The 17,157-nt window shown below is 70.0% G+C and carries 20 protein-coding genes and 1 tRNA gene; 15 read left to right on the forward strand and 6 right to left on the reverse strand.

The genetic code is table 11. From position 1 onward, the window contains the following. Window positions 1-48 precede the first annotated feature (48 nt). From M0M48_RS23655 to M0M48_RS23670, 4 genes are read left to right on the forward strand one after another with little or no spacing between them, the layout of a single operon-like run. The gene (locus M0M48_RS23655) at window positions 49-921 is read left to right on the forward strand and encodes a fumarylacetoacetate hydrolase family protein (RefSeq protein ID WP_257753001.1); all 873 of its coding nucleotides are present in this window, start codon (window positions 49-51) and stop codon (window positions 919-921) included. After that, the gene (locus M0M48_RS23660) at window positions 918-1,673 is read left to right on the forward strand and encodes an SDR family NAD(P)-dependent oxidoreductase (RefSeq protein WP_215812127.1); all 756 of its coding nucleotides are present in this window, start codon (window positions 918-920) and stop codon (window positions 1,671-1,673) included. The genes M0M48_RS23655 and M0M48_RS23660 overlap by 4 nt, the downstream gene beginning before the upstream one ends. A gap of 13 nt (window positions 1,674-1,686) precedes the next feature. Next, complete coding sequence (locus tag M0M48_RS23665) at window positions 1,687-2,028, forward strand: L-rhamnose mutarotase (RefSeq protein ID WP_215812126.1); 342 nt, start codon at window positions 1,687-1,689, stop codon at window positions 2,026-2,028. A 15-nt stretch (window positions 2,029-2,043) separates the two neighbouring features. After that, window positions 2,044-2,796 (forward strand): FadR/GntR family transcriptional regulator, encoded by a 753-nt coding sequence (locus M0M48_RS23670; protein WP_215812125.1) that lies wholly within the window; start codon window positions 2,044-2,046, stop codon window positions 2,794-2,796. On the opposite strand, the gene M0M48_RS23675 is transcribed toward M0M48_RS23670, so the two are convergent. From M0M48_RS23675 to M0M48_RS23685, 3 genes are read right to left on the reverse strand one after another with little or no spacing between them, the layout of a single operon-like run. Beyond that, complete coding sequence (locus M0M48_RS23675; RefSeq protein ID WP_215812124.1) at window positions 2,763-3,533, reverse strand: SDR family NAD(P)-dependent oxidoreductase; 771 nt, start codon at window positions 3,531-3,533, stop codon at window positions 2,763-2,765. The genes M0M48_RS23670 and M0M48_RS23675 overlap by 34 nt on opposite strands. Window positions 3,534-3,562: 29 nt before the next feature. After that, entirely contained in the window at window positions 3,563-4,330 is a 768-nt protein-coding gene (locus M0M48_RS23680; RefSeq protein WP_215812123.1) for an SDR family NAD(P)-dependent oxidoreductase, read from the reverse strand. Window positions 4,331-4,338: 8 nt separating this feature from the next. After that, a complete protein-coding gene (locus M0M48_RS23685; RefSeq protein ID WP_257753002.1) occupies window positions 4,339-5,553 on the reverse strand; it encodes an acetyl-CoA C-acetyltransferase in 1,215 nt (404 codons plus the stop codon). A gap of 177 nt (window positions 5,554-5,730) precedes the next feature. Here M0M48_RS23685 and M0M48_RS23690 point away from each other — a divergent pair, with 177 nt between their 5' ends. From M0M48_RS23690 to M0M48_RS23700, 3 genes are read left to right on the forward strand one after another with little or no spacing between them, the layout of a single operon-like run. Beyond that, the gene (locus M0M48_RS23690) at window positions 5,731-6,306 is read left to right on the forward strand and encodes a TetR/AcrR family transcriptional regulator (RefSeq protein WP_257759353.1); all 576 of its coding nucleotides are present in this window, start codon (window positions 5,731-5,733) and stop codon (window positions 6,304-6,306) included. Continuing rightward, window positions 6,303-7,448: an acyl-CoA dehydrogenase family protein gene (locus tag M0M48_RS23695; protein ID WP_257753004.1), complete on the forward strand. Its 1,146-nt coding sequence runs from the start codon at window positions 6,303-6,305 to the stop codon at window positions 7,446-7,448. Before M0M48_RS23690 ends, M0M48_RS23695 begins: the two co-directional genes overlap by 4 nt. A 42-nt stretch (window positions 7,449-7,490) precedes the next feature. Further along, on the forward strand, window positions 7,491-8,159 hold the full coding sequence (locus tag M0M48_RS23700) for a lysophospholipid acyltransferase family protein (RefSeq protein ID WP_257753005.1): 669 nt from the start codon (window positions 7,491-7,493) through the stop codon (window positions 8,157-8,159). 12 nt (window positions 8,160-8,171) lie between these two features. Here the strand turns inward: M0M48_RS23700 and M0M48_RS23705 are convergent, their stop codons facing one another. Then, window positions 8,172-8,867: a hypothetical protein gene (locus M0M48_RS23705; RefSeq protein WP_257753006.1), complete on the reverse strand. Its 696-nt coding sequence runs from the start codon at window positions 8,865-8,867 to the stop codon at window positions 8,172-8,174. Window positions 8,868-8,887: 20 nt separating this feature from the next. Continuing rightward, window positions 8,888-9,358 (reverse strand): Lrp/AsnC family transcriptional regulator, encoded by a 471-nt coding sequence (locus M0M48_RS23710; RefSeq protein ID WP_257753007.1) that lies wholly within the window; start codon window positions 9,356-9,358, stop codon window positions 8,888-8,890. 110 nt (window positions 9,359-9,468) lie between these two features. On the opposite strand from M0M48_RS23710, the gene M0M48_RS23715 reads away from it, so the two are divergent. The 6 genes from M0M48_RS23715 (at window position 9,469) to M0M48_RS23740 (ending at window position 15,633) form a co-directional block, all read left to right on the forward strand. After that, window positions 9,469-10,440 (forward strand): DMT family transporter, encoded by a 972-nt coding sequence (locus M0M48_RS23715; protein ID WP_257753008.1) that lies wholly within the window; start codon window positions 9,469-9,471, stop codon window positions 10,438-10,440. Between the two features lie 595 nt (window positions 10,441-11,035). After that, a complete protein-coding gene (locus M0M48_RS23720) occupies window positions 11,036-12,037 on the forward strand; it encodes an ABC transporter substrate-binding protein (protein ID WP_215812090.1) in 1,002 nt (333 codons plus the stop codon). Then, complete coding sequence (locus M0M48_RS23725; protein ID WP_257753009.1) at window positions 12,034-12,840, forward strand: ABC transporter ATP-binding protein; 807 nt, start codon at window positions 12,034-12,036, stop codon at window positions 12,838-12,840. The genes M0M48_RS23720 and M0M48_RS23725 overlap by 4 nt, the downstream gene beginning before the upstream one ends. Window positions 12,841-12,844: 4 nt before the next feature. Continuing rightward, window positions 12,845-13,711 carry an ABC transporter permease gene (locus tag M0M48_RS23730; RefSeq protein WP_257753010.1) on the forward strand — a complete coding sequence of 289 codons (867 nt, stop codon included), beginning with the start codon at window positions 12,845-12,847 and terminating at the stop codon, window positions 13,709-13,711. 90 nt (window positions 13,712-13,801) lie between these two features. Further along, a complete protein-coding gene (locus M0M48_RS23735) occupies window positions 13,802-14,356 on the forward strand; it encodes an HD domain-containing protein (RefSeq protein WP_215812087.1) in 555 nt (184 codons plus the stop codon). 107 nt (window positions 14,357-14,463) lie between these two features. Beyond that, window positions 14,464-15,633 (forward strand): mandelate racemase/muconate lactonizing enzyme family protein, encoded by a 1,170-nt coding sequence (locus tag M0M48_RS23740; protein WP_257753011.1) that lies wholly within the window; start codon window positions 14,464-14,466, stop codon window positions 15,631-15,633. A 53-nt stretch (window positions 15,634-15,686) separates the two neighbouring features. Here the strand turns inward: M0M48_RS23740 and M0M48_RS23745 are convergent. Beyond that, a tRNA-Leu gene (locus M0M48_RS23745) sits at window positions 15,687-15,770 on the reverse strand. Between the two features lie 180 nt (window positions 15,771-15,950). Between M0M48_RS23745 and M0M48_RS23750 the strand changes: the two genes are divergently transcribed. Then, a complete protein-coding gene (locus M0M48_RS23750) occupies window positions 15,951-16,700 on the forward strand; it encodes an FhaA domain-containing protein (RefSeq protein ID WP_257753012.1) in 750 nt (249 codons plus the stop codon). Next, window positions 16,693-17,157 carry an FHA domain-containing protein FhaB/FipA gene (locus M0M48_RS23755; RefSeq protein ID WP_215812084.1) on the forward strand — a complete coding sequence of 155 codons (465 nt, stop codon included), beginning with the start codon at window positions 16,693-16,695 and terminating at the stop codon, window positions 17,155-17,157. The genes M0M48_RS23750 and M0M48_RS23755 overlap by 8 nt, the downstream gene beginning before the upstream one ends.

Below are 17,157 nucleotides of genomic sequence, written 5' to 3' on the forward strand. Positions count from 1 at the left end.
GTCAAAGGTCCTACCTGTCGCGTGAGCGGCCTCACAGAGGAGCAGACAATGAAGCTGGCACGCAGGGGTCCCCTCGGAGCCGAGATCCCCGTCGTCGAGACCCCCGCAGGGGTGCTGGACGCCCGGCCGGTCACCGCGGACTTCGACCGCGCGTTCTTCGCCGCGGACGGGATCGCCCGCCTGGCCCAGGCGGTCGCGGACGGCGCGCTCCCCGTGCTCGCGGACGCGGCGAGCCTGCGCGTCGGCGCTCCGGTCGCCCGCCCCGGCGCCCTGATCTGCATCGGGCAGAACTACGCCGCCCACGCCGCCGAGTCCGGAGCCGAGCCGCCGACGGTGCCGATCATCTTCCTCAAGGTGCCCAACACCGTCGTCGGCCCGTACGACGACGTGCGGATCCCCCGCCACAGCACGAAGACCGACTGGGAGGTCGAGCTCGGCATCGTGATCGGCCGCGAGGCGTCGTACCTCGACGGGCCCGAGCAGGCCCTGGACCACGTCGCCGGCTTCGTCGTCGCCAACGACCTCTCCGAGCGCGAGTTCCAGATGGATCTGTCCGGCGGGCAGTGGAGCAAGGGCAAGTGCTGCCCCGGCTTCAGCCCGCTCGGCCCCTGGCTGGTCACCCCCGACGAGGTCGACCACCGCGCGCTCGGCCTGCGGAGCTGGGTCAACGGCGAGATCCGGCAGGAGTCGAGCACCGCCGACCAGATCTTCGACGTCGCGACGATCGTGTGGCACCTGAGCCAGTTCCTCACCCTCGACCCGGGCGACGTGATCCTGACCGGGACGCCCGAGGGGGTGGCCTTCTCGGGGCGCTTCCCCTACCTGAGCGCCGGCGACGTCGTCGAGATCGAGATCGAGGGGCTCGGCCGCCAGCGCCAGCAGATGGCCCCGGCCGTCGAGAGCGCCGGAGCGGCCCGATGAGCGGCGAGTTCGCCGGCCTGACGGCCGTCGTCACCGGCGGCGGCTCGGGCATCGGCGCGGCCATCGCCGCCGAGCTCACCGCGCGCGGGGCCCGGGTCGCCGCGTTCGACCTCGATCCGACGGGCGTCCCGGAGGGCGTCCTGGGCATCACCGCGAACGTCGGCGACGACGCCTCGGTGCGGGCCGGCATCGACCAGGCGGTCGCCGCCCTCGGTCAGCTCGACGTCCTCGTCAACAACGCCGGCATCGGCGCCCAGGGCACCGTCGCCGACAACGACGACGCCGAGTGGCTGCGGGTGCTCGACGTCAACGTGCTCGGGATCGTGCGGATGTCCCGGGCCGCGCTGCCCCACCTGCGTGCCTCGCGCGCGCCGGCGATCGTCAACGTGGGCTCGATCGCGGCCACGGCCGGACTGCCCCAGCGGGCGGCGTACAGCGCGAGCAAGGGGGCCGTCCACGCCCTGACCCGGGCGATGGCCGCCGACCACCTGCCCGAGGGGATCCGGGTCAACTGCGTGGCGCCCGGCACCGCGGACACCCCGTGGGTCCAGCGCCTGCTCGGCGCCGCGCCCGACCCCGCGGCCGAGCTGGCCGCACTCAACGCCCGCCAACCGCACGGCCGGCTGGTCCGCGCCGAGGAGATCGCGGTGAGCGTCGCCTACCTCGCCAGTCCGCGCTCGGGTTCCACGACCGGCGTCGCGCTGGCCGTCGACGGTGGTATGAACGACCTGCGTCTCCGGCCCCGCGGATAGGAGCACCCAGCCCATGGTCGCCATCGCCCTGCACACCGTGCTCGCGCCCGGGCGCGAGCAGGACTACGAGGACGTGCACCGGACGATCCCGGCCGCGCTGGCCACCGCGCTGGCCGAGCACGGCGTCCGGGACTGGCGGATCTGGCGCGACGGTCGCGATGTCTTCCACCTCGTCGACGTGGACGACATCGCGACCTTCCACGCGATGCGCCGGGCGCTGCTGGACCTGCCGGTCAACCAGGCCTGGCAGGACACCGTTGGTCCGATGTTCGAGCAACCCGACGACTACGAAGCCGCCGATCCCACGCTGAACCTGCTCTGGAGTCTCCAAGGGCAACAGCGGATCGCCGACTAAAGATAGGATCTCTCCATGGCAGTGACCGATGAGGCGATCCTCAAGATCAAGGACATGCTGCTGCGGGGCGAGCTGCGCCCCGGCGACCGGCTGGCTCCGGAGAAGGAGCTGAGCGAGCGGCTCGGGCTCTCCCGCAACTCGCTGCGCGAGGCGGTCAAGGCGCTCGAGCTGATCCGGGTGCTCGACGTACGCCGGGGCGACGGCACCTATGTCACCAGCCTCGAGCCGAGCCTGCTGCTCGAGGCGATGTCGTTCGTCGTCGACCTGCACCAGGACCACACGGTCCTCGACCTGTTCGAGGTACGCCGGATCCTCGAGCCGGTCGCCGCCGAGATGGCGACCACCCGGGCCACCGACCACCAGCTCGCCCAGCTCACCGCGATGCTCGACGAGGTCGGCCCGGAGACCTCCGTCGAGGACCTGGTCAAGCACGACGTGGCCTTCCACGGCGCGATCTACGAGCTCTCCGGCAACGCCTACCTGAGCACGCTGCTCGAGAGCCTGTCCGGGCGCACCCTCCGGGCCCGGATCTGGCGTGGCCTGACCGAGGAGCACAGCGTCGAGCGCACACTGGCCGAGCACCGCGCCATCGTCGACGCGATGGTCCTCGGCAACCGCGACCTGGTCCGGTCCTGGATCACCGTGCACATCAGCGGTGTCGAGTCCTGGCTGCGCCGGGCCGGCCAGACCCCCGAGGGCTGGCAGGACCCGACCGCAGGTGCTCCGGAGGTCGCTCAGGTGCCGAGCGAGATGCCGCCGTCGACGTAGACGGTCTGGCCGGTGATGTAGGACGCCTCGTCACTGGACAAGAACGTCACCGCCGCCGCGATGTCCTCAGGATGACCCACCCGGCGCACCGGGTTCGCCTCCGCGTTGAGCCGCCGGAACTCCTCGACATCCATCTTCAGACGAGCCGCGGTGGCATCGGTCATCTCGGTCGCGATGAAACCGGGCGCGACCGCGTTCACGTTGATCCCGAACGGACCCAGCTCGATCCCCAGGGTCCGGGTGAACCCCTGGATCCCCATCTTCGCCGCCGAGTAGTTCGCCTGGCCCCGGTTGCCCAGCGCCGAGATCGAGGAGATGTTCACGACCTTGCCGTACTTCTGCTCCACGAAGTGCTTCTGAGCGGCCTTGGTCATCAAGAACGCACCCTTCAGGTGCACCCCCATCACCAGGTCCCAGTCGTCCTCGGTCATCTTGAACAACAGGTTGTCGCGGGTGATCCCGGCATTGTTGACCAGCACGTGGATCCCACCCAGCTCGGCCACCACCCGCTCGACAGCAGCCTCGACCGACGCACCGTCGGCGACGTTCGCACCGATCCCCACGGCCTTCGCGCCCCCGACCAGCGGCAGCCTCGCCGCCGCCTCGGCCGCAGCGGCCTCGTCGAGGTCCACGATCGCGACCGAGGCACCCTCCTCCGCATAACGCGTGGCGGTACCGAACCCGATCCCCCGCGCGGCACCGGTGATGACGGCGACCCGCCCGTCGAAACGACCCATGTCTTGTTCCTTCTCTCGTGTTCGTGTGGTCAAGCGATGGTGAGGCCGCCGTCGACGGCCAGCGTCTGCCCGGTGATGTAGCCGGCCGCGTCGGAGGCGAGGAACACCGCCGTCGCCGCGAGCTCGCGGGGGTCGCCCTTGCGCCCGACCGCGACGCGCGGCATCTGCGCGTCCAGGTAGCCCTCGGGGTACTGGTCGGTCATCTCGGAGGTGAAGAAGCCCGGCGCCAGGGCGTTGACCCGGATGCCCTTGCGGCCGGTCCACTGCTGGGCCAGGTCGCGGGTCAGCCCGATCAGACCGGCCTTGGACGCGGCGTACGCCGCCTGGGGCAGCCCGGCGGTGGTGATCCCGAGGATCGAGGAGATGTTGATGATGCTGGCGCCCGGCTGCATGACGCGACCGCAGGCCTGCGCCATCCAGTAGCAGCCGTTGAGGTTGACGTCGATGACCTGGCGGAACTCGTCGGGCTTCTCGCGCAGCGCCGGGATCGCCGTACCGATGCCGGCGTTGTTGACCAGGACGTCGATCCGGCCGAAGGCGGCGTGGCCCTCCTCGACGAGGCGGGTGCACGACTCCGGGTCGCTGACGTCGGTGGCGACGGTGAGGGCGCGGCGTCCGGTGGCCTCGACCAGCGCCGCGGTCTCGGCGAGGCGGTCGACCCGGCGGGCGCCGAGGACGACGTCCGCGCCGGCCTCGGCGAAGGCCTGGGCGAAGGCGATCCCCAGACCGCTGGACGCACCGGTGACGACGGCGACCTTGCCGTCGAGGCGGAACAGGTCGGTGACAGGCTGGCTCATCGTCGTCCTCAGATCCGCTCGAGGATGAGGGCCATGCCCTGGCCGCCGCCGACGCACATGGTGATCAGCCCGGTGGACTTGTCGTGCCAGTCGAGCGAGTTGAGCATCGTCGCCTGGAGCCGGGCGCCGGTCATGCCGAACGGGTGGCCGACCGCGATCGCGCCGCCGTTGATGTTGAGCCGGTCGATGTCGATCCCCAGGTCCTGGTACGACGGCACGACCTGCGCCGCGAACGCCTCGTTGATCTCGACGAGGTCGATGTCGTTGATGCTCATGCCCGCGTGCTTGAGGGCGTTGCGCGTGGCCTCGACCGGGCCCAGGCCCATGATCTCGGGCGAGAGACCCGAGACGCCGGTCGCGACGACCCGCGCCAGCGGCGTCACACCGAGCTCGGCGGCCTTGGTGTCGGACATCATCACGACCGCGGCGGCGCCGTCGTTGAGCGCGCAGCAGTTGCCGGCGGTCACCACGCCGTCCTCGCGGAAGACCGGCTTCAGCCCGGCCAGGGCCTCGTACGTCACGCCGGCGCGCGGGCCGTCGTCGGCCGAGACGACGGTGCCGTCGGGCAGCGTGACCGGGGTGATCTCGCGGGCCCAGAAGCCGTCGTTGATCGCCTTCTCGGCCAGCAGCTGCGAGCGCACGGCGAACTCGTCGAGCTCGCGGCGCGAGAGCCCGCGCAGGCTGGCGACGTTCTCGGCCGTCTGGCCCATCGCGATGTAGACGTCGGGCAGCAGCCCGTCCTCGCGGGGGTCGTGCCAGACGGTCTGCTCCTCGGCCGTGCGCGCGGTGCGCGACTGGGCGTCGTCGAAGAGCGGGTTGACCGTGTGCGGGATGTGGTCGGAGGTGCCCTTGGCGAAGCGCGAGACGGTCTCGACGCCGGCGGAGACGAAGATGTCGCCCTCGCCGGCCTTGATCGCGTGGAACGCCATCCGGGTGGTCTGCACCGACGAGGAGCAGTAGCGGGTCACCGTCGCGCCGGGCACGCTGTCCCAGCCGTTGAGGACGCTGACCACGCGGGCCATGTTGTTGCCGGACTCGCCGCCGGGCAGGCCGCAGCCGAGCAGCAGGTCGTCGATGGTGCTCGGGTCGAGACCCTCGACCTTCTCGACGGCCGCACGCACCGCGAACGCGGCGAGGTCGTCGGGACGCAGGTCCTTGAGGGATCCCTTGTTGGCCCGGCCGATCGGCGTACGGGCGGCGGAGACGATGACGGCTTCAGGCATTGAACAACTCCCAGACATGAGCGAACGCTTAGGTAAGCAGACGCTTAGCCTGGCACAGGGTCAGGCGCGCCGTCTACGGGTGATGACACCATTCCTAAGCATCTGCTTAGATCCTCTCCAGCCAGCCCCTCACCCCTGGAGACGATCGTCATCACCGCCACCGCCGCCCAGCAGCGCATCCTCGATGCCGCCGTGGACGTCTTCGCCGAGCAGGGCTACGGCGGGACGAGCACCCGCGACATCGCGGTGCGCGCCGGCCGCAGCCCCGCCGCGGTCTACGTGCACTACCCGTCCAAGGAGGACCTGCTCTTCGCGATCAGCGTGCAGGGCCACACCGAGGCGCTCGCGGCGCTCCAGGCGGCGTACGACGACCACAGCGACCCGGTCGCCCGGCTGCACCGGATGATCGACGCGTTCTGCCAGTGGCACCTCGGCCACACCCGGATCGGCCGGGTCGTCCAGTACGAGCTCAACGCCCTCAGCCCCGAGCACCGCACGGTCATCGTCGCGCTGCGCCGCGACTTCCACCGGCTGATGACCTCCGCCCTCGACGCCGGCGTCCGGCACGGCGTCTTCGAGGTCGAGGACGTCGACCGCACCGCGCACGCCCTGCTCTCCCTCGGCGTCGACCTGGTCCGCTGGTTCGACCCGGACCTCGACTCCGAGCCCACCCGCATCGCCCACCTCAACGCTGACCTCGCCGTGCGCATGGTCCGGCGCATCCCCGCCCCGTCCCAGGAGGACTCCCGATGAACCGCGACATCTACGACGACGACCACGAGGCCTTCCGCGCCTCGGTGCGCGAGTTCCTCGAGCGCTCGGTGATCCCGCACGTCGAGGAGCACCAGGCCAAGAAGGGCCTGCCCCGGGAGTTCTGGCTCGACGCCGGCCGCAACGAGCTGCTCGGCCTGGAGATCCCCGAGGAGTACGGCGGCTCCGGCGCCGGCGACTACCGCTTCAACGCCGTGCTCACCGAGGAGCTGAGCAAGGTCACCGCCTCGCTCGCCTCGTGCTGGGGCATCCACGCCGACATCTGCGCGCCGTACCTGGTCGAGCTCGGGACCGAGGAGCAGAAGCAGCGCTGGCTCCCCTCGATCGCCTCCGGCGAGACCGTCCTCGCCATCGGCATGACCGAGCCCTCCGGCGGCTCCGACCTCGCCGGCCTCAAGACCACCGCCGTGCGCGACGGCGACCAGTGGGTGATCAACGGCTCCAAGACGTTCATCACCAACGGCTTCTCCGCCGACCTGATCATCACCGCCGTCCGCACCAGCCCGGAGAAGAAGGCCCGCGGGATCACGCTCTTCGCCATCCCCGCCGACGCCGACGGCTTCAGCCGCGGCCGCAAGCTCGACAAGGTCGGCCAGGACGAGTCCGACACCGCCGAGCTGTTCTTCGAGAACGTCCGCCTCGGCGACGACCACGTGATCGGCGAGGTCGACGGCGGCTTCATCCACATGATGCAGAAGCTCCCCCAGGAGCGCCTCGGCGCCGCGATCTCCAATATTGCCCACGCGAAGCAGATCCTCGTCGAGACCCTGCAGTACACCAAGGACCGCCAGGCGTTCGGCGCCCCGATCGGCACCTTCCAGCACAACAAGTTCCTCCTCGCCGAGCTGTTCACCCAGATCGAGGTCAGCGAGGCGTACGTCGACAAGTGCGTCCTCGCCCACAACGCCCGCGAGCTCACCCCGGTCGAGGCCGCCAAGGCCAAATGGTGGACCAGCCAGGTCCAGAACGAGGTGCTCGACCACTGCGTCCAGCTGCACGGCGGCTACGGCTTCATGAACGAGTACCGCGTCGCCCGCGCCTGGCGCGACGCCCGGGTCACCAAGATCTGGGCCGGCTCGAACGAGATCATGAAGGAGCTCATCGGCCGCGACCTGGGGCTCTGAGCCGCAGGCTCCGCCCCCGCCGACACGCCCTAGGCTGAGCCCGTGCTCTACGAGGTCCTCCACACGGTCGTCCCGCCGCTCGCCCGAGCGGCGTGGCGACCGCGCATCGAGGGCATCGAGAACGTGCCCCTCACCGGCCCGGTCCTGCTCGCGAGCAACCACCTCAGCTTCGCCGACAGCGTGGTCATCCCGATCGTCGCGCCCCGCAAGGTCGTCTTCCTGGCCAAGGCCGAGTACTTCACCGGCTCCGGCCTGCGCGGACGGCTCAGCAAGGCCTGGTTCGAGGGCCTCGGCATGGTCCCCGTCGACCGCACCGACACCCGCGCCGCCCTCAACTCCCTCGACGTCGCCCTCGACGTCCTGGGCCGCGGCGACGCCTTCGGCATCTACCCCGAAGGCACCCGCTCCCGCGACGGCCGCCTCTACCGCGGGCGCACCGGCGTCGCCCAGCTCGCCCTCACGGCCGGCGTACCCGTCGTACCGGTGGGGTTGGTGGGCACCGCCGACCTCCAGCCCGTCGACGCCCGCTGGCCCCGCCTCGCCAAGGTCACCGTCCGCTTCGGCACCCCGCTCGACTTCACCGGCCGGTTCGAGGGCGTCGCACCCGGCCGGGCGCGGCGCGAGGCGACCGACGAGATCATGACGGCGATCCAGGGGCTGACCGGGCAGGAGCCGGCGGGGGTCTACAACGACCTGCCGGTCGAGGCCTGAGGCGGTACGCCGCTACCGGCGCTCGGCGTAGCGCGCCCACTGGGCGTCGACGAACGCCGTGAGCAGGTCCCGCGCCTCGACCGCGCCGTCGTCCTCGAGGCCCGTCGTCCGCCAGCTCAGCAGGTGCTGGCCGTCCCGGACGAGCACTCGGTGCTCGTGCTCGTCGATGGGCTCCTCCTCGTCGATCTCGTGGGTGCGCAGCCCGAACGCGAGCGCCTCGTCACCCAGCGGCGGCGCCGTGTCGCGCACGACGTCGAGGACCACGTACCTCCGGATCAGCTCCGCGGCGAAGCCGTTCGCGCAGTCGTCGATCGCGCGGTCGACGGCGGCGAAGACCTTCGCGGCGTCGTCGCCGGCGTACGTGAGGACCTGGACGTCGCCGTACGGCGAGATCCAGCGCGGGCTCGCCTCCACCCGGTCGCTGTGAACCGGGTGCGGCTCGAGCCTGATGATCGACGACAGCGGCTGGCAGGACTCGGGCGACGCCCGTCGGTCGTCGATGAAGTTGATCCCCGCCTTGCGATTGACCGTGGCGTCCCCGACGGTCGCTCCCACCGGGAGCAGGATGTCCTCGATCTGGTCGACCGACAGCACCCCCGCGGGCTCGGCGGACCGGCCGTCGTCCTCTCCGTCGCCGCAGCCGCCCGCGGCGAGGGCGGCGACGAGGACGAGCGCACGGGCGAGCAGCGGGGCGGGGCGACGACGCATGGGGGCACTCTCTCTCACTCTCACGGGCCGTCCACCGGCAGCGGCGAGACCGGCTTCGTCGTACCGAACGCGAAGGTGGTCTCGATCGAGGCGAGCGACGGGATGCCGCGCAGCCGGTCCCGCACGAACGCCTCGTACGCCGAGAACGACGGGACGACGACCTTCACCAGGTAGTCCTGGTCCCCCGCGAGGAGGTAGGCCTCGACGATCTGGGGCACCCCGCGCAGCTCCTCCTCGACCGCGTCGACGACGTCGGTCCCGTGCGAGGAGAGGGTGAGCCGGACGAAGGCGGTGATGCTCAGCCCGACCGCCTCGGGCGAGACGACGGCGCGGTAGCCGGTGATGACGCCGGCCTTCTCGAGGGCGCGGACGCGGCGCAGGCAGGGGGACGGCGAGAGGCCGACCCGGTCGGCGAGCTCCTGGTTGGTCAGGCGGCCGTCGAGCTGGAGCTCCAGCAGGATGTGGCGGTCGGTGTCGTCGAGGGTCGTCACGTGGCAGATTCTGCTACAGATCAACTGATTTGGGGCACGATTGGCAATCGCGTGCTCCGCCGATTTCCCTATCGTTGCTCCGCAGGTCGGATCAGCGAGAGGGCGGCGACGTGGTGGGCGAGAGCAGTGCGCGGACGACGGGGTACGCCGCGCTGGCCATGACCGTGGTGCTGTGGTCGTCGTTCGCGCTGACCTCGCGCGGCATCGGTACGTCGAGCCTCACCGATGCCGACGCGGCGCTGATCCGGTTCGTCGTACCGCTGGTTCTGCTGGCGCCGCTGGTGCCGCGGACCGTGCGCGCCCTCGCCCGCGAACGTACGACGACCGTGCTGCTCCTGCTGGCCGGCGGACTGCCGCACTACCTGGTCATGGCGTTCGGCGCCGGCCTGACCAACGCGGGCCTGACCGGGCTGCTCGTGCCGGGCACGGTGCCGCTCTTCGTGACGCTGCTGCTCCTGCGCCGCCAGCGCGTCCCGGCCCGTGCGGTCGCCGCACTCGCGACGATCGTGGCGGGCGTCGTCGCCAGCGCGACGCTGGTCGGGACGGACGGCGGCACCACCGGCATCGTGCTCCTGGTCGGCGCCGGCGCCATCTGGGCCTGCTACACGCTCGGCCTGCAGCGGACCGGCCTGGCGCCGCTCGAGATCGTCGTCGCGGTCTGCGCGCTGTCGGCGCTCGGGGGCCTGGTCCTCACCCTGTCCGGGCTGCTGCCCTCGCACCTGCTGAGCTCGCCGGGCACGGTCCGGGTCGGCGACGTGCTGACCTTCGCCGTGCTCCAGGGCATCGGGACCGGGCTGCTCTCCACGCTCTGCTACGCCCACGCCGTCCGGGCGCTCGGCAGTAGCGTCGCCGCCGTCGGGGGTGCGCTCAGCCCGGTCCTCACCGCCCTCGCGGCGGTCCCGCTCTTCGGCGAGACCATCGGCGGGGGCTTGGGCGTCGCCCTTGCGCTCGTCGTCACCGGTGTCCACGTCTTCAACCGGACGCCCCCAGTCCCCCGGACCACCCGAGCGGCCTGGCCGACCGCGCGCGGCCCACGACCCGGTCCAGCGGCCCTGATGCGCGCCGCCGAGGTCCGGCTCTAGCTGCCACCGAGCACCGCAGTCGTCACCGAGCGCAGCGAGCAATTCAAGCGAACGCCATGGTCAACGGAAATCGTTGACAGGAGATATCTCACATGCCAACATGGCGTATCGCTTGACGTGAATAGGGTTCTGCAAGCGGTCGAGATGTAGATCGACGGTCACGGTGATGCCGAGTGCCCCGGTGGCCGACCTTCTGCTGACGTATCCAACCGTTCGATGCACGCCGTGAATGGCGCGTGACGGACGCTACGTCAGGAAGGAGTCGATCCGAATACCTCACCATCTCTTGCGGCTCATCCCCTTTGGGTCGCACTCGCCGCTCAGTATCCGGGCCGTCGTCGGCCGTTACTGAGAACGCGACCCCCCGTCTCTGATTCGACGTCGTTCCCGCGACGTCTTTTCGTGACGCCCTGAATTTGGGCCCGAGCCTCTTTGGCGACCCAAAAATCCGATCGCTGCCTACAAGTGAGGAACGATGAAGACCATTTCAAAGTTTGTGCTCAGCGGATTGACCGTTGTTCTCGGATTGACCATCAGCGCGTGTGGTTCGGACTCGAACACCGCCGACAAGTCGGCCCGCCAGCCGGTGGAAGGCGTGGCCGACATCGCGGGCTACGCCCCCGACGACGAGGCATGTCAGCGGAACAAGGATGCCGGGAAGATCACCTACATCTCGTCCTACAGCTACGCCGCCAGCGGCTCGATCATGGACGTCTTCATGGCGCGAGACCTGGGCTACTACGACGCCCTGTGCCTCGACGTCGAGATGAACACCGCCGGCGCATCGGGCCAGCAGCTGGTCAACGCCAACAAGGCCCAGTTCACCTCCGTGGGGTCGGCGCCGAGCGTCCTGGACACCGTGGCGAACGCCGACAACATCACCGCGGTGGCGACCTACGGCACCACCGACCCCCACTGCATCCTGGCCAACAAGAGCATCAAGACCCTCAAGGACCTGGAGGGCAAGCGGCTCGGCTACTTCACCCAGGTCGCCCCGGTCGCCCGGGCACAGCTCGCCAAGGCCGGCGTCGACCTGGACAAGGTGAAGTTCACCAAGATCACCAACTACGACCCCACCATCGTCACCCGGGGCACGATCGACGCCGAGATCGCCTACGCGTCGAGCCAGTGCGCCAGCCTCAAGGAGCAGGGCATCGAGTTCAGCGAGTTCCTGCCGGCCGACGCAGGCGTCGAGAGCACCTACAGCGTGATGGAGGTGAACTCGACGTTCCTGAAGGAGCACCGGGAGACCGCCGCCGACTTCATGCGGGCCACGCTGAAGGCGCTCCAGTACTGCCTGGACAACGAGGACAAGTGCGTGGAGCACGTGACCGAGCTGGCCCAGGAGGACAACCAGGGCGACTCGTTCCCGTTGGACCAGCAGAAGCGGACCTGGGCCGTGGAGTCGCAGTGGATCCGGGACAGCACGGTCAAGCCGCTGGGTGCCCACACCCGCGAGGAGTGGGAGGCGGCCGCTGCGCTGACCCTGGAGTTCAGCGACGTCAAGGAGATCCCGGATCTGGACACCGTGGTCGACTTCGACCTGGTCACGGACTTGTACGACGCCGACGACGTGCTGATCTGGCCGGGCGAATGAACGCGGCGCTGACCACCACGGGTGCCGAGGTCCTGGCACGAGGAGTCACCAAGCGGTTCGGCGTCCGGGGCCAACCGGTGACGGTTCTCGATGACGTCGATCTGCGGATCGCCCCGGGCGAGTTCGTCTCGGTGATCGGCCCCAGCGGCTGCGGGAAGTCCACCCTGCTGCGCATCATCGCCGGCCTCCTGGACGCCGACGAGGGCTCGGTCGCGATCAACGGCGAGACAGTTCCCCAGGCGATCCGCCACAAGACGATGGGACTGGTGCCGCAGACCCCGGCCCTGCTGCCGTGGCGCTCGGTGCGCGACAACGTCCTGCTGCCCACGCAGGTGAACACCGCTGCAAACGCGGGCCGCAACCTGTTGGACGTCGACGAGCTGCTCACCTCCTTCGGCTTAGGCAAGGACCTGCGCAAGTACCCGCGGCAGCTGTCCGGTGGCATGCAGCAGCGCGTCGCGATCGCTCGCGCCTTCGTGTTCGACCCACCCGTCCTGCTCATGGACGAGCCGTTCTCGGCCCTGGACGAGATCACGCGCGACCAGCAACGACTGGGGCTCCTGGACTTCTGGCAGTCCAACCGGCGCTCGGTCATGTTCATCACGCACTCGGTCCCCGAGGCGATCCTGCTCTCCGACCGCGTGGTGCTGATGGCGGCTCGACCGGGACGAATCGCCGAGATCACCGAGATCGACCTGCCCCGACCCCGGGACGAATCGGTGTTCCTGAGTCCGCAATTCCGTGAGTACGAGATCCGCATCCGCGAGGGGCTGAGGAGGGTGATGAAGAATGCCGAGCACTGAGAACGTGTCCAGCGCGATCGTGGAGCTGGAGCAGACGCGTCGACCACGTGCCGGGAAGGCCGCCGGAAAGTCCGTGAGGAGTGCGGCGCCCAAGTCTTCCGCCCTGGCGCGGTGGCGTTTCGGTCTCTGGGTTCCGCCCCTGGTCACCTTTGTGCTGCTGGGGATCTCGTGGGAGTACGTGGCCCACTCGAACCCCTTCGTCATCCCGCCCCTGGGCAATGTCGTCGAGAGCATCACCAACGACCCGAGCGCCTACTGGAACAACCTCCTGGTCACCCTGAAAGAGGTGGCGGTCGGAGGCGGGGCCGCGATCGTCCTGGGTTATCTGCTGGCCGTTCTGATGTGCGAGTTCAAGATCCTGGAACGCGCTCTCATGCCGGTCGTGATGGTCATCATGGTGACCCCGGTCATCGCGATCGCTCCGGCCCTGGTGGTGGCCTTCGGATTCGGGATGCTGCCCAAGTACATCGTCACCATCATCGTGGCGATCTTCCCGATCCTGATCAACTCGCTGGCCGGGCTCAGGGCGGTGGACCCGGGCACGCTGGACGTGCTCCGGGTGGTCGACGCGAGCAGGTGGGAGATCTTCTGGAGGCTGCGGTTCCCGGGGAGCATGCCCTACTTCTTCGCCGGGCTGAGGATCGCCATCCCCTTCGCCATCATCGGGGCCGCGGTCGCCGAGTTCGTGGCTGCCGGAGAGGCGGCCGGCTTGGGAGCCATGGTCTCCATCGCCGCATCCCAGGCGAACCTCGAGGTGACCTGGGCCGGGATCTCGATGTTCTGCGTGCTCGGGCTGCTCTTCGTCGCCGCGTTGACGCTCCTGCGCCGTCGGATCTTGTGGTGGGACAACCACGGCCGCGCCCCCAAGTAGTGCCAGAGCCGGCCCGAGGCCCGCGCACACGGGCGGCCGGCAGTGACGTTCAAGAGTCCACACATGAGTGAGAGAAGAAGGTGTTTCGTTGTGAACGACGGAGTCAAGTTCACCAGCATGATCGAGTCCACGAAGGAGGACTGGGACCTCATCACGCCGGGCTGGGCGACCGAGCAGAGCAAGGTGCCCGAGCACGCCCTGCAGATGTTGCGGACCCTGGGGGACGCCAAGGGCGAGTTCCCGATCACCCGGCTCGAGCACTCCCTGCAGACGGCCACCCGCGCCGAGGCAGATGGTCGGGACGAGGAGTACATCCTCTGCGCCTTGCTGCACGACATCGGGGACGTGATGGCTCCGGCCAACCACCCCGACATCGCCGCGGCGATCCTGAAGCCGTTCGTCTCCGAGGCGAACCACTGGATGGTCGCCAACCACGACGTCTTCCAGGGGTACTACTTCTGGCACCACCTCGGGTGGGACCGCAACACCCGGGAGAAGTTCCGTGGCTCCGAGTACTTCGAGTACACCGAGGAGTTCTGCTTCAAGTACGACCAGGCCGCGTTCGACCCGGACTACACGAGTGCCCCGCTGGAGCACTTCGAGCCGCTGGTGCACAAGATCCTGTCCCGCAGGAACTCGTTCTGACCGGTGGGGTCGGGGCTGGCTCGGGCCGGCCCCGCCCCCGCGTGCCGCGCCCCGGCCAGGTGTCGCCGGGGAGCTCGTTCATCACGTTCCGGAGTGGAGGAGGAGAGATGTCGCTGCCTGCGTTCAGGGTCGAGGACCTGCGTGTGTACGACTTCGAGTTCGACGGGTTGCCCCACGCCATGGTGCGGGTGCGACTCGACCAGGGGGTGACGGGATTCGGCGAGGCGAGCGACGGATACGGGTTCGCCCATCCCGGCCTGCTGCGCACGATCGTGCAGGACGTGCTGGCTCCGCTGCTGGGACGACCGGGCCTGGTCTCGGTGCCCCAGGTCGCCGGTCTCCTGAAGTCGGAGCTGCGGCGCCGCCCCGGGCTCGCCGGCCCGGTCGGCCACGCCGTGAGCGCGGTCGAGATGGCCCTGTGGGACGCGGTGGGTCGCCGGGACGGGCGCAGCGTGCGCAGCATGCTGGGCGGCCACCGGGAGCGGCTCGGGGTCTACGCCTCCAGCCACTTCCTCTTCCAGGGCGATGCCGACTGGCACGTGCACCACCTCGAGCCCTGGCTGGCGTGCGGGGTGAGTGCGGTCAAGCTCCGGCTGGGGCTGGACTGGCGTGCGGACCTGGCGACCCTGGCTCAGGTGCGCGAGCGACTGGGGCCGGCGGTCGACGTCTTCGTGGACGGCACCGAGCACTACAGCCTGGACACGGCCCTGCGGGTCAGCCGAGCCCTGGCCGACCTGGGGGTCTCGATGTTCGAGGAGCCCATCCCCCAGGAGCGGCACCTGGGCGTGCAACGGCTGGTGGATCAGTCCGCGGTGGCGATCGGGTACGGCGAGCACTTCGGCATGGCGGGGGACTATGACCGCGCCGTCAGGGACGGGCGTGCCGACGTCCTCCAGCCGGACCCGGCCACCTCCGGCGGGCTGCTCGAGATGGTGCGGATCGGGGAGATCGCCGAGCGGGCCGGCGTCCCGGTGATGCCGCACTCGGCCGCCGGCCCGGTAGCCTTCGCGGCGAACCTGCACGCCTCCAGTGCCCTCACGACGCTCCGCCTGGTCGAGTTCCCCTACTCGATGGCGGCGCCGTGGCACGAGATCCTCGACACGAACCCCTTCACCCTCGAGCACCTGGAAGCAGGTGCGTTCGCGGTGCCGACGGGGCCGGGACTGGGCATCGAGGTGGATGAGGCCGCACTGGTCGAACGCTCCACCCGGGTCGTCGACATCGAGGTGCCGGCCAGCACGGCTGCCTGGACCGACTGGTCCCAGGGCAACGTCTGACCTGCGCTGAAAACGCACGAAGCCCCAGGTGATCACCTGGGGCTTCGTTCACGTGCGCGAGGGGGGAGTTGAACCCCCACGTCCTTTCGGACACACGGACCTGAACCGTGCGCGTCTGCCTATTCCGCCACTCGCGCGTGAAGCCCCGCAAGGTTAGCCCAGTCCGGCCGCCGCACCCAAAACCAGGCCGCACCGACCCCCACCTGCCGACGGTGAGAGGGTGAAGGTCCCGGGGGGACGGGGGCGTCACCGATACGATCGACAGACCCGTCGACGGCGGGACCGTCGAGCGAGCCGTGCGAGAGGAGGGCAGGGACGTGGGGGGTTTGCAGCGCTTCGAGCAGAAGCTCGAGCAGGCGATCTCGGGCGTGTTCGCGCGCACGTTCCGCAGTGCCGTCCAGCCGGTGGAGATCGCGGCGGCCCTCCAGAGGGAGCTCGACAACAAGGCGCAGGTGCTGTCGCGGCAGCGGCGGCTGGTGCCCAACAGCTTCGTGGTGGAGCTCTCCGAGGGTGACCTCGAGCGGCTCTCGCCGTACGACTCGACGCTGGCCGGTGAGCTGGGAGAACAGCTGACCGAGCACGCGGAGCTGCAGTCGTACGTCTTCCCCGGGCCGATCCGGATCGGGTTCGAGTCCGCGGACGACCTGGGGACCGGGCGGTTCCGGGTGCGGAGCCAGGCGGAGGCGGCGGTGACGGGGCACTCCCGGCGCGCCGGGGGACAGCGGACCCGGGCGGTCCTCGAGGTCAACGGCACGCAGCACCCGCTGCAGGCGCCGGGCCTGGTGGTCGGCCGGGGGAGCGAGGCGGACCTGCGGATCAACGATCCCGGGGTGAGCCGGCGGCATGCGGAGTTCCTGATCACGATGGAGCAGGCGGCCGGAGTGGCGCCGGGCGAGGGTCCGGTGCACGTCGAGGTCCATGACATGGGCTCGACCAACGGCATCCGGGTCGATGGGCAGAAGGTCGCGCGGGCGACGCTGCGGGACGGGTCGCGGGTGCAGATCGGGCACACGTCGCTGGTCCTGCGGTTGCTCCAGGAGGCGGACCGAGAGGTGGACGTTGTCTGAGCTGACCCTGTTCCTGGTCAGGATCGCGTATCTGGCGATCCTGTGGATCTTCGTGCTCTCGGCCATCTCGGTGATCCGCTCCGACATGTTCGGGGCGCGGGTCCCGGCGCCGGCCGCGCCCGGCAAGCAACCGAAGCCGCCCAAGACCTCCTCGCCGCGCCGTGGGCAGCCCACGCACGTCGCCGTCGTCCAGGGCGTCAACACGGGCATCACGGCCGACCTGGCGCAGGCGCCGATCCTGATCGGGCGCGGGAACGACGCCGCGATCCGCCTGGACGACGACTACGTCTCCACGCGGCACGCGCGGATCGTGTCCTCCGGCGGCCAGTGGTACGTCGAGGACCTCGGCTCCACCAACGGCACCTATCTCGGCAGCCAGCGGCTCACCCAGCCGGTCCCGGTGGGCCTGGGCTCGCAGATCCGGATCGGGAAGACCATCGTGGAGCTGAGGAAGTAG

Origin of the sequence: Pimelobacter simplex, assembly GCF_024662235.1 — a bacterium.
Lineage (GTDB): Bacteria > Actinomycetota > Actinomycetes > Propionibacteriales > Nocardioidaceae > Nocardioides.

What these genes read in the sequence shown, in the direction of transcription:
- M0M48_RS23655 (WP_257753001.1), top strand. Translation starts at nt 49, where the DNA reads ATGAAGCTGGCACGCAGGGGTCCCCTCGGAGCCGAGATCCCCGTCGTC.
- M0M48_RS23660 (WP_215812127.1), top strand. Translation starts at nt 918, where the DNA reads ATGAGCGGCGAGTTCGCCGGCCTGACGGCCGTCGTCACCGGCGGCGGC.
- M0M48_RS23665 (WP_215812126.1), top strand. Translation starts at nt 1,687, where the DNA reads ATGGTCGCCATCGCCCTGCACACCGTGCTCGCGCCCGGGCGCGAGCAG.
- M0M48_RS23670 (WP_215812125.1), top strand. Translation starts at nt 2,044, where the DNA reads ATGGCAGTGACCGATGAGGCGATCCTCAAGATCAAGGACATGCTGCTG.
- M0M48_RS23675 (WP_215812124.1), bottom strand. Translation starts at nt 3,533, where the DNA reads ATGGGTCGTTTCGACGGGCGGGTCGCCGTCATCACCGGTGCCGCGCGG.
- M0M48_RS23680 (WP_215812123.1), bottom strand. Translation starts at nt 4,330, where the DNA reads ATGAGCCAGCCTGTCACCGACCTGTTCCGCCTCGACGGCAAGGTCGCC.
- M0M48_RS23685 (WP_257753002.1), bottom strand. Translation starts at nt 5,553, where the DNA reads ATGCCTGAAGCCGTCATCGTCTCCGCCGCCCGTACGCCGATCGGCCGG.
- M0M48_RS23695 (WP_257753004.1), top strand. Translation starts at nt 6,303, where the DNA reads ATGAACCGCGACATCTACGACGACGACCACGAGGCCTTCCGCGCCTCG.
- M0M48_RS23705 (WP_257753006.1), bottom strand. Translation starts at nt 8,867, where the DNA reads ATGCGTCGTCGCCCCGCCCCGCTGCTCGCCCGTGCGCTCGTCCTCGTC.
- M0M48_RS23725 (WP_257753009.1), top strand. Translation starts at nt 12,034, where the DNA reads ATGAACGCGGCGCTGACCACCACGGGTGCCGAGGTCCTGGCACGAGGA.
- M0M48_RS23740 (WP_257753011.1), top strand. Translation starts at nt 14,464, where the DNA reads ATGTCGCTGCCTGCGTTCAGGGTCGAGGACCTGCGTGTGTACGACTTC.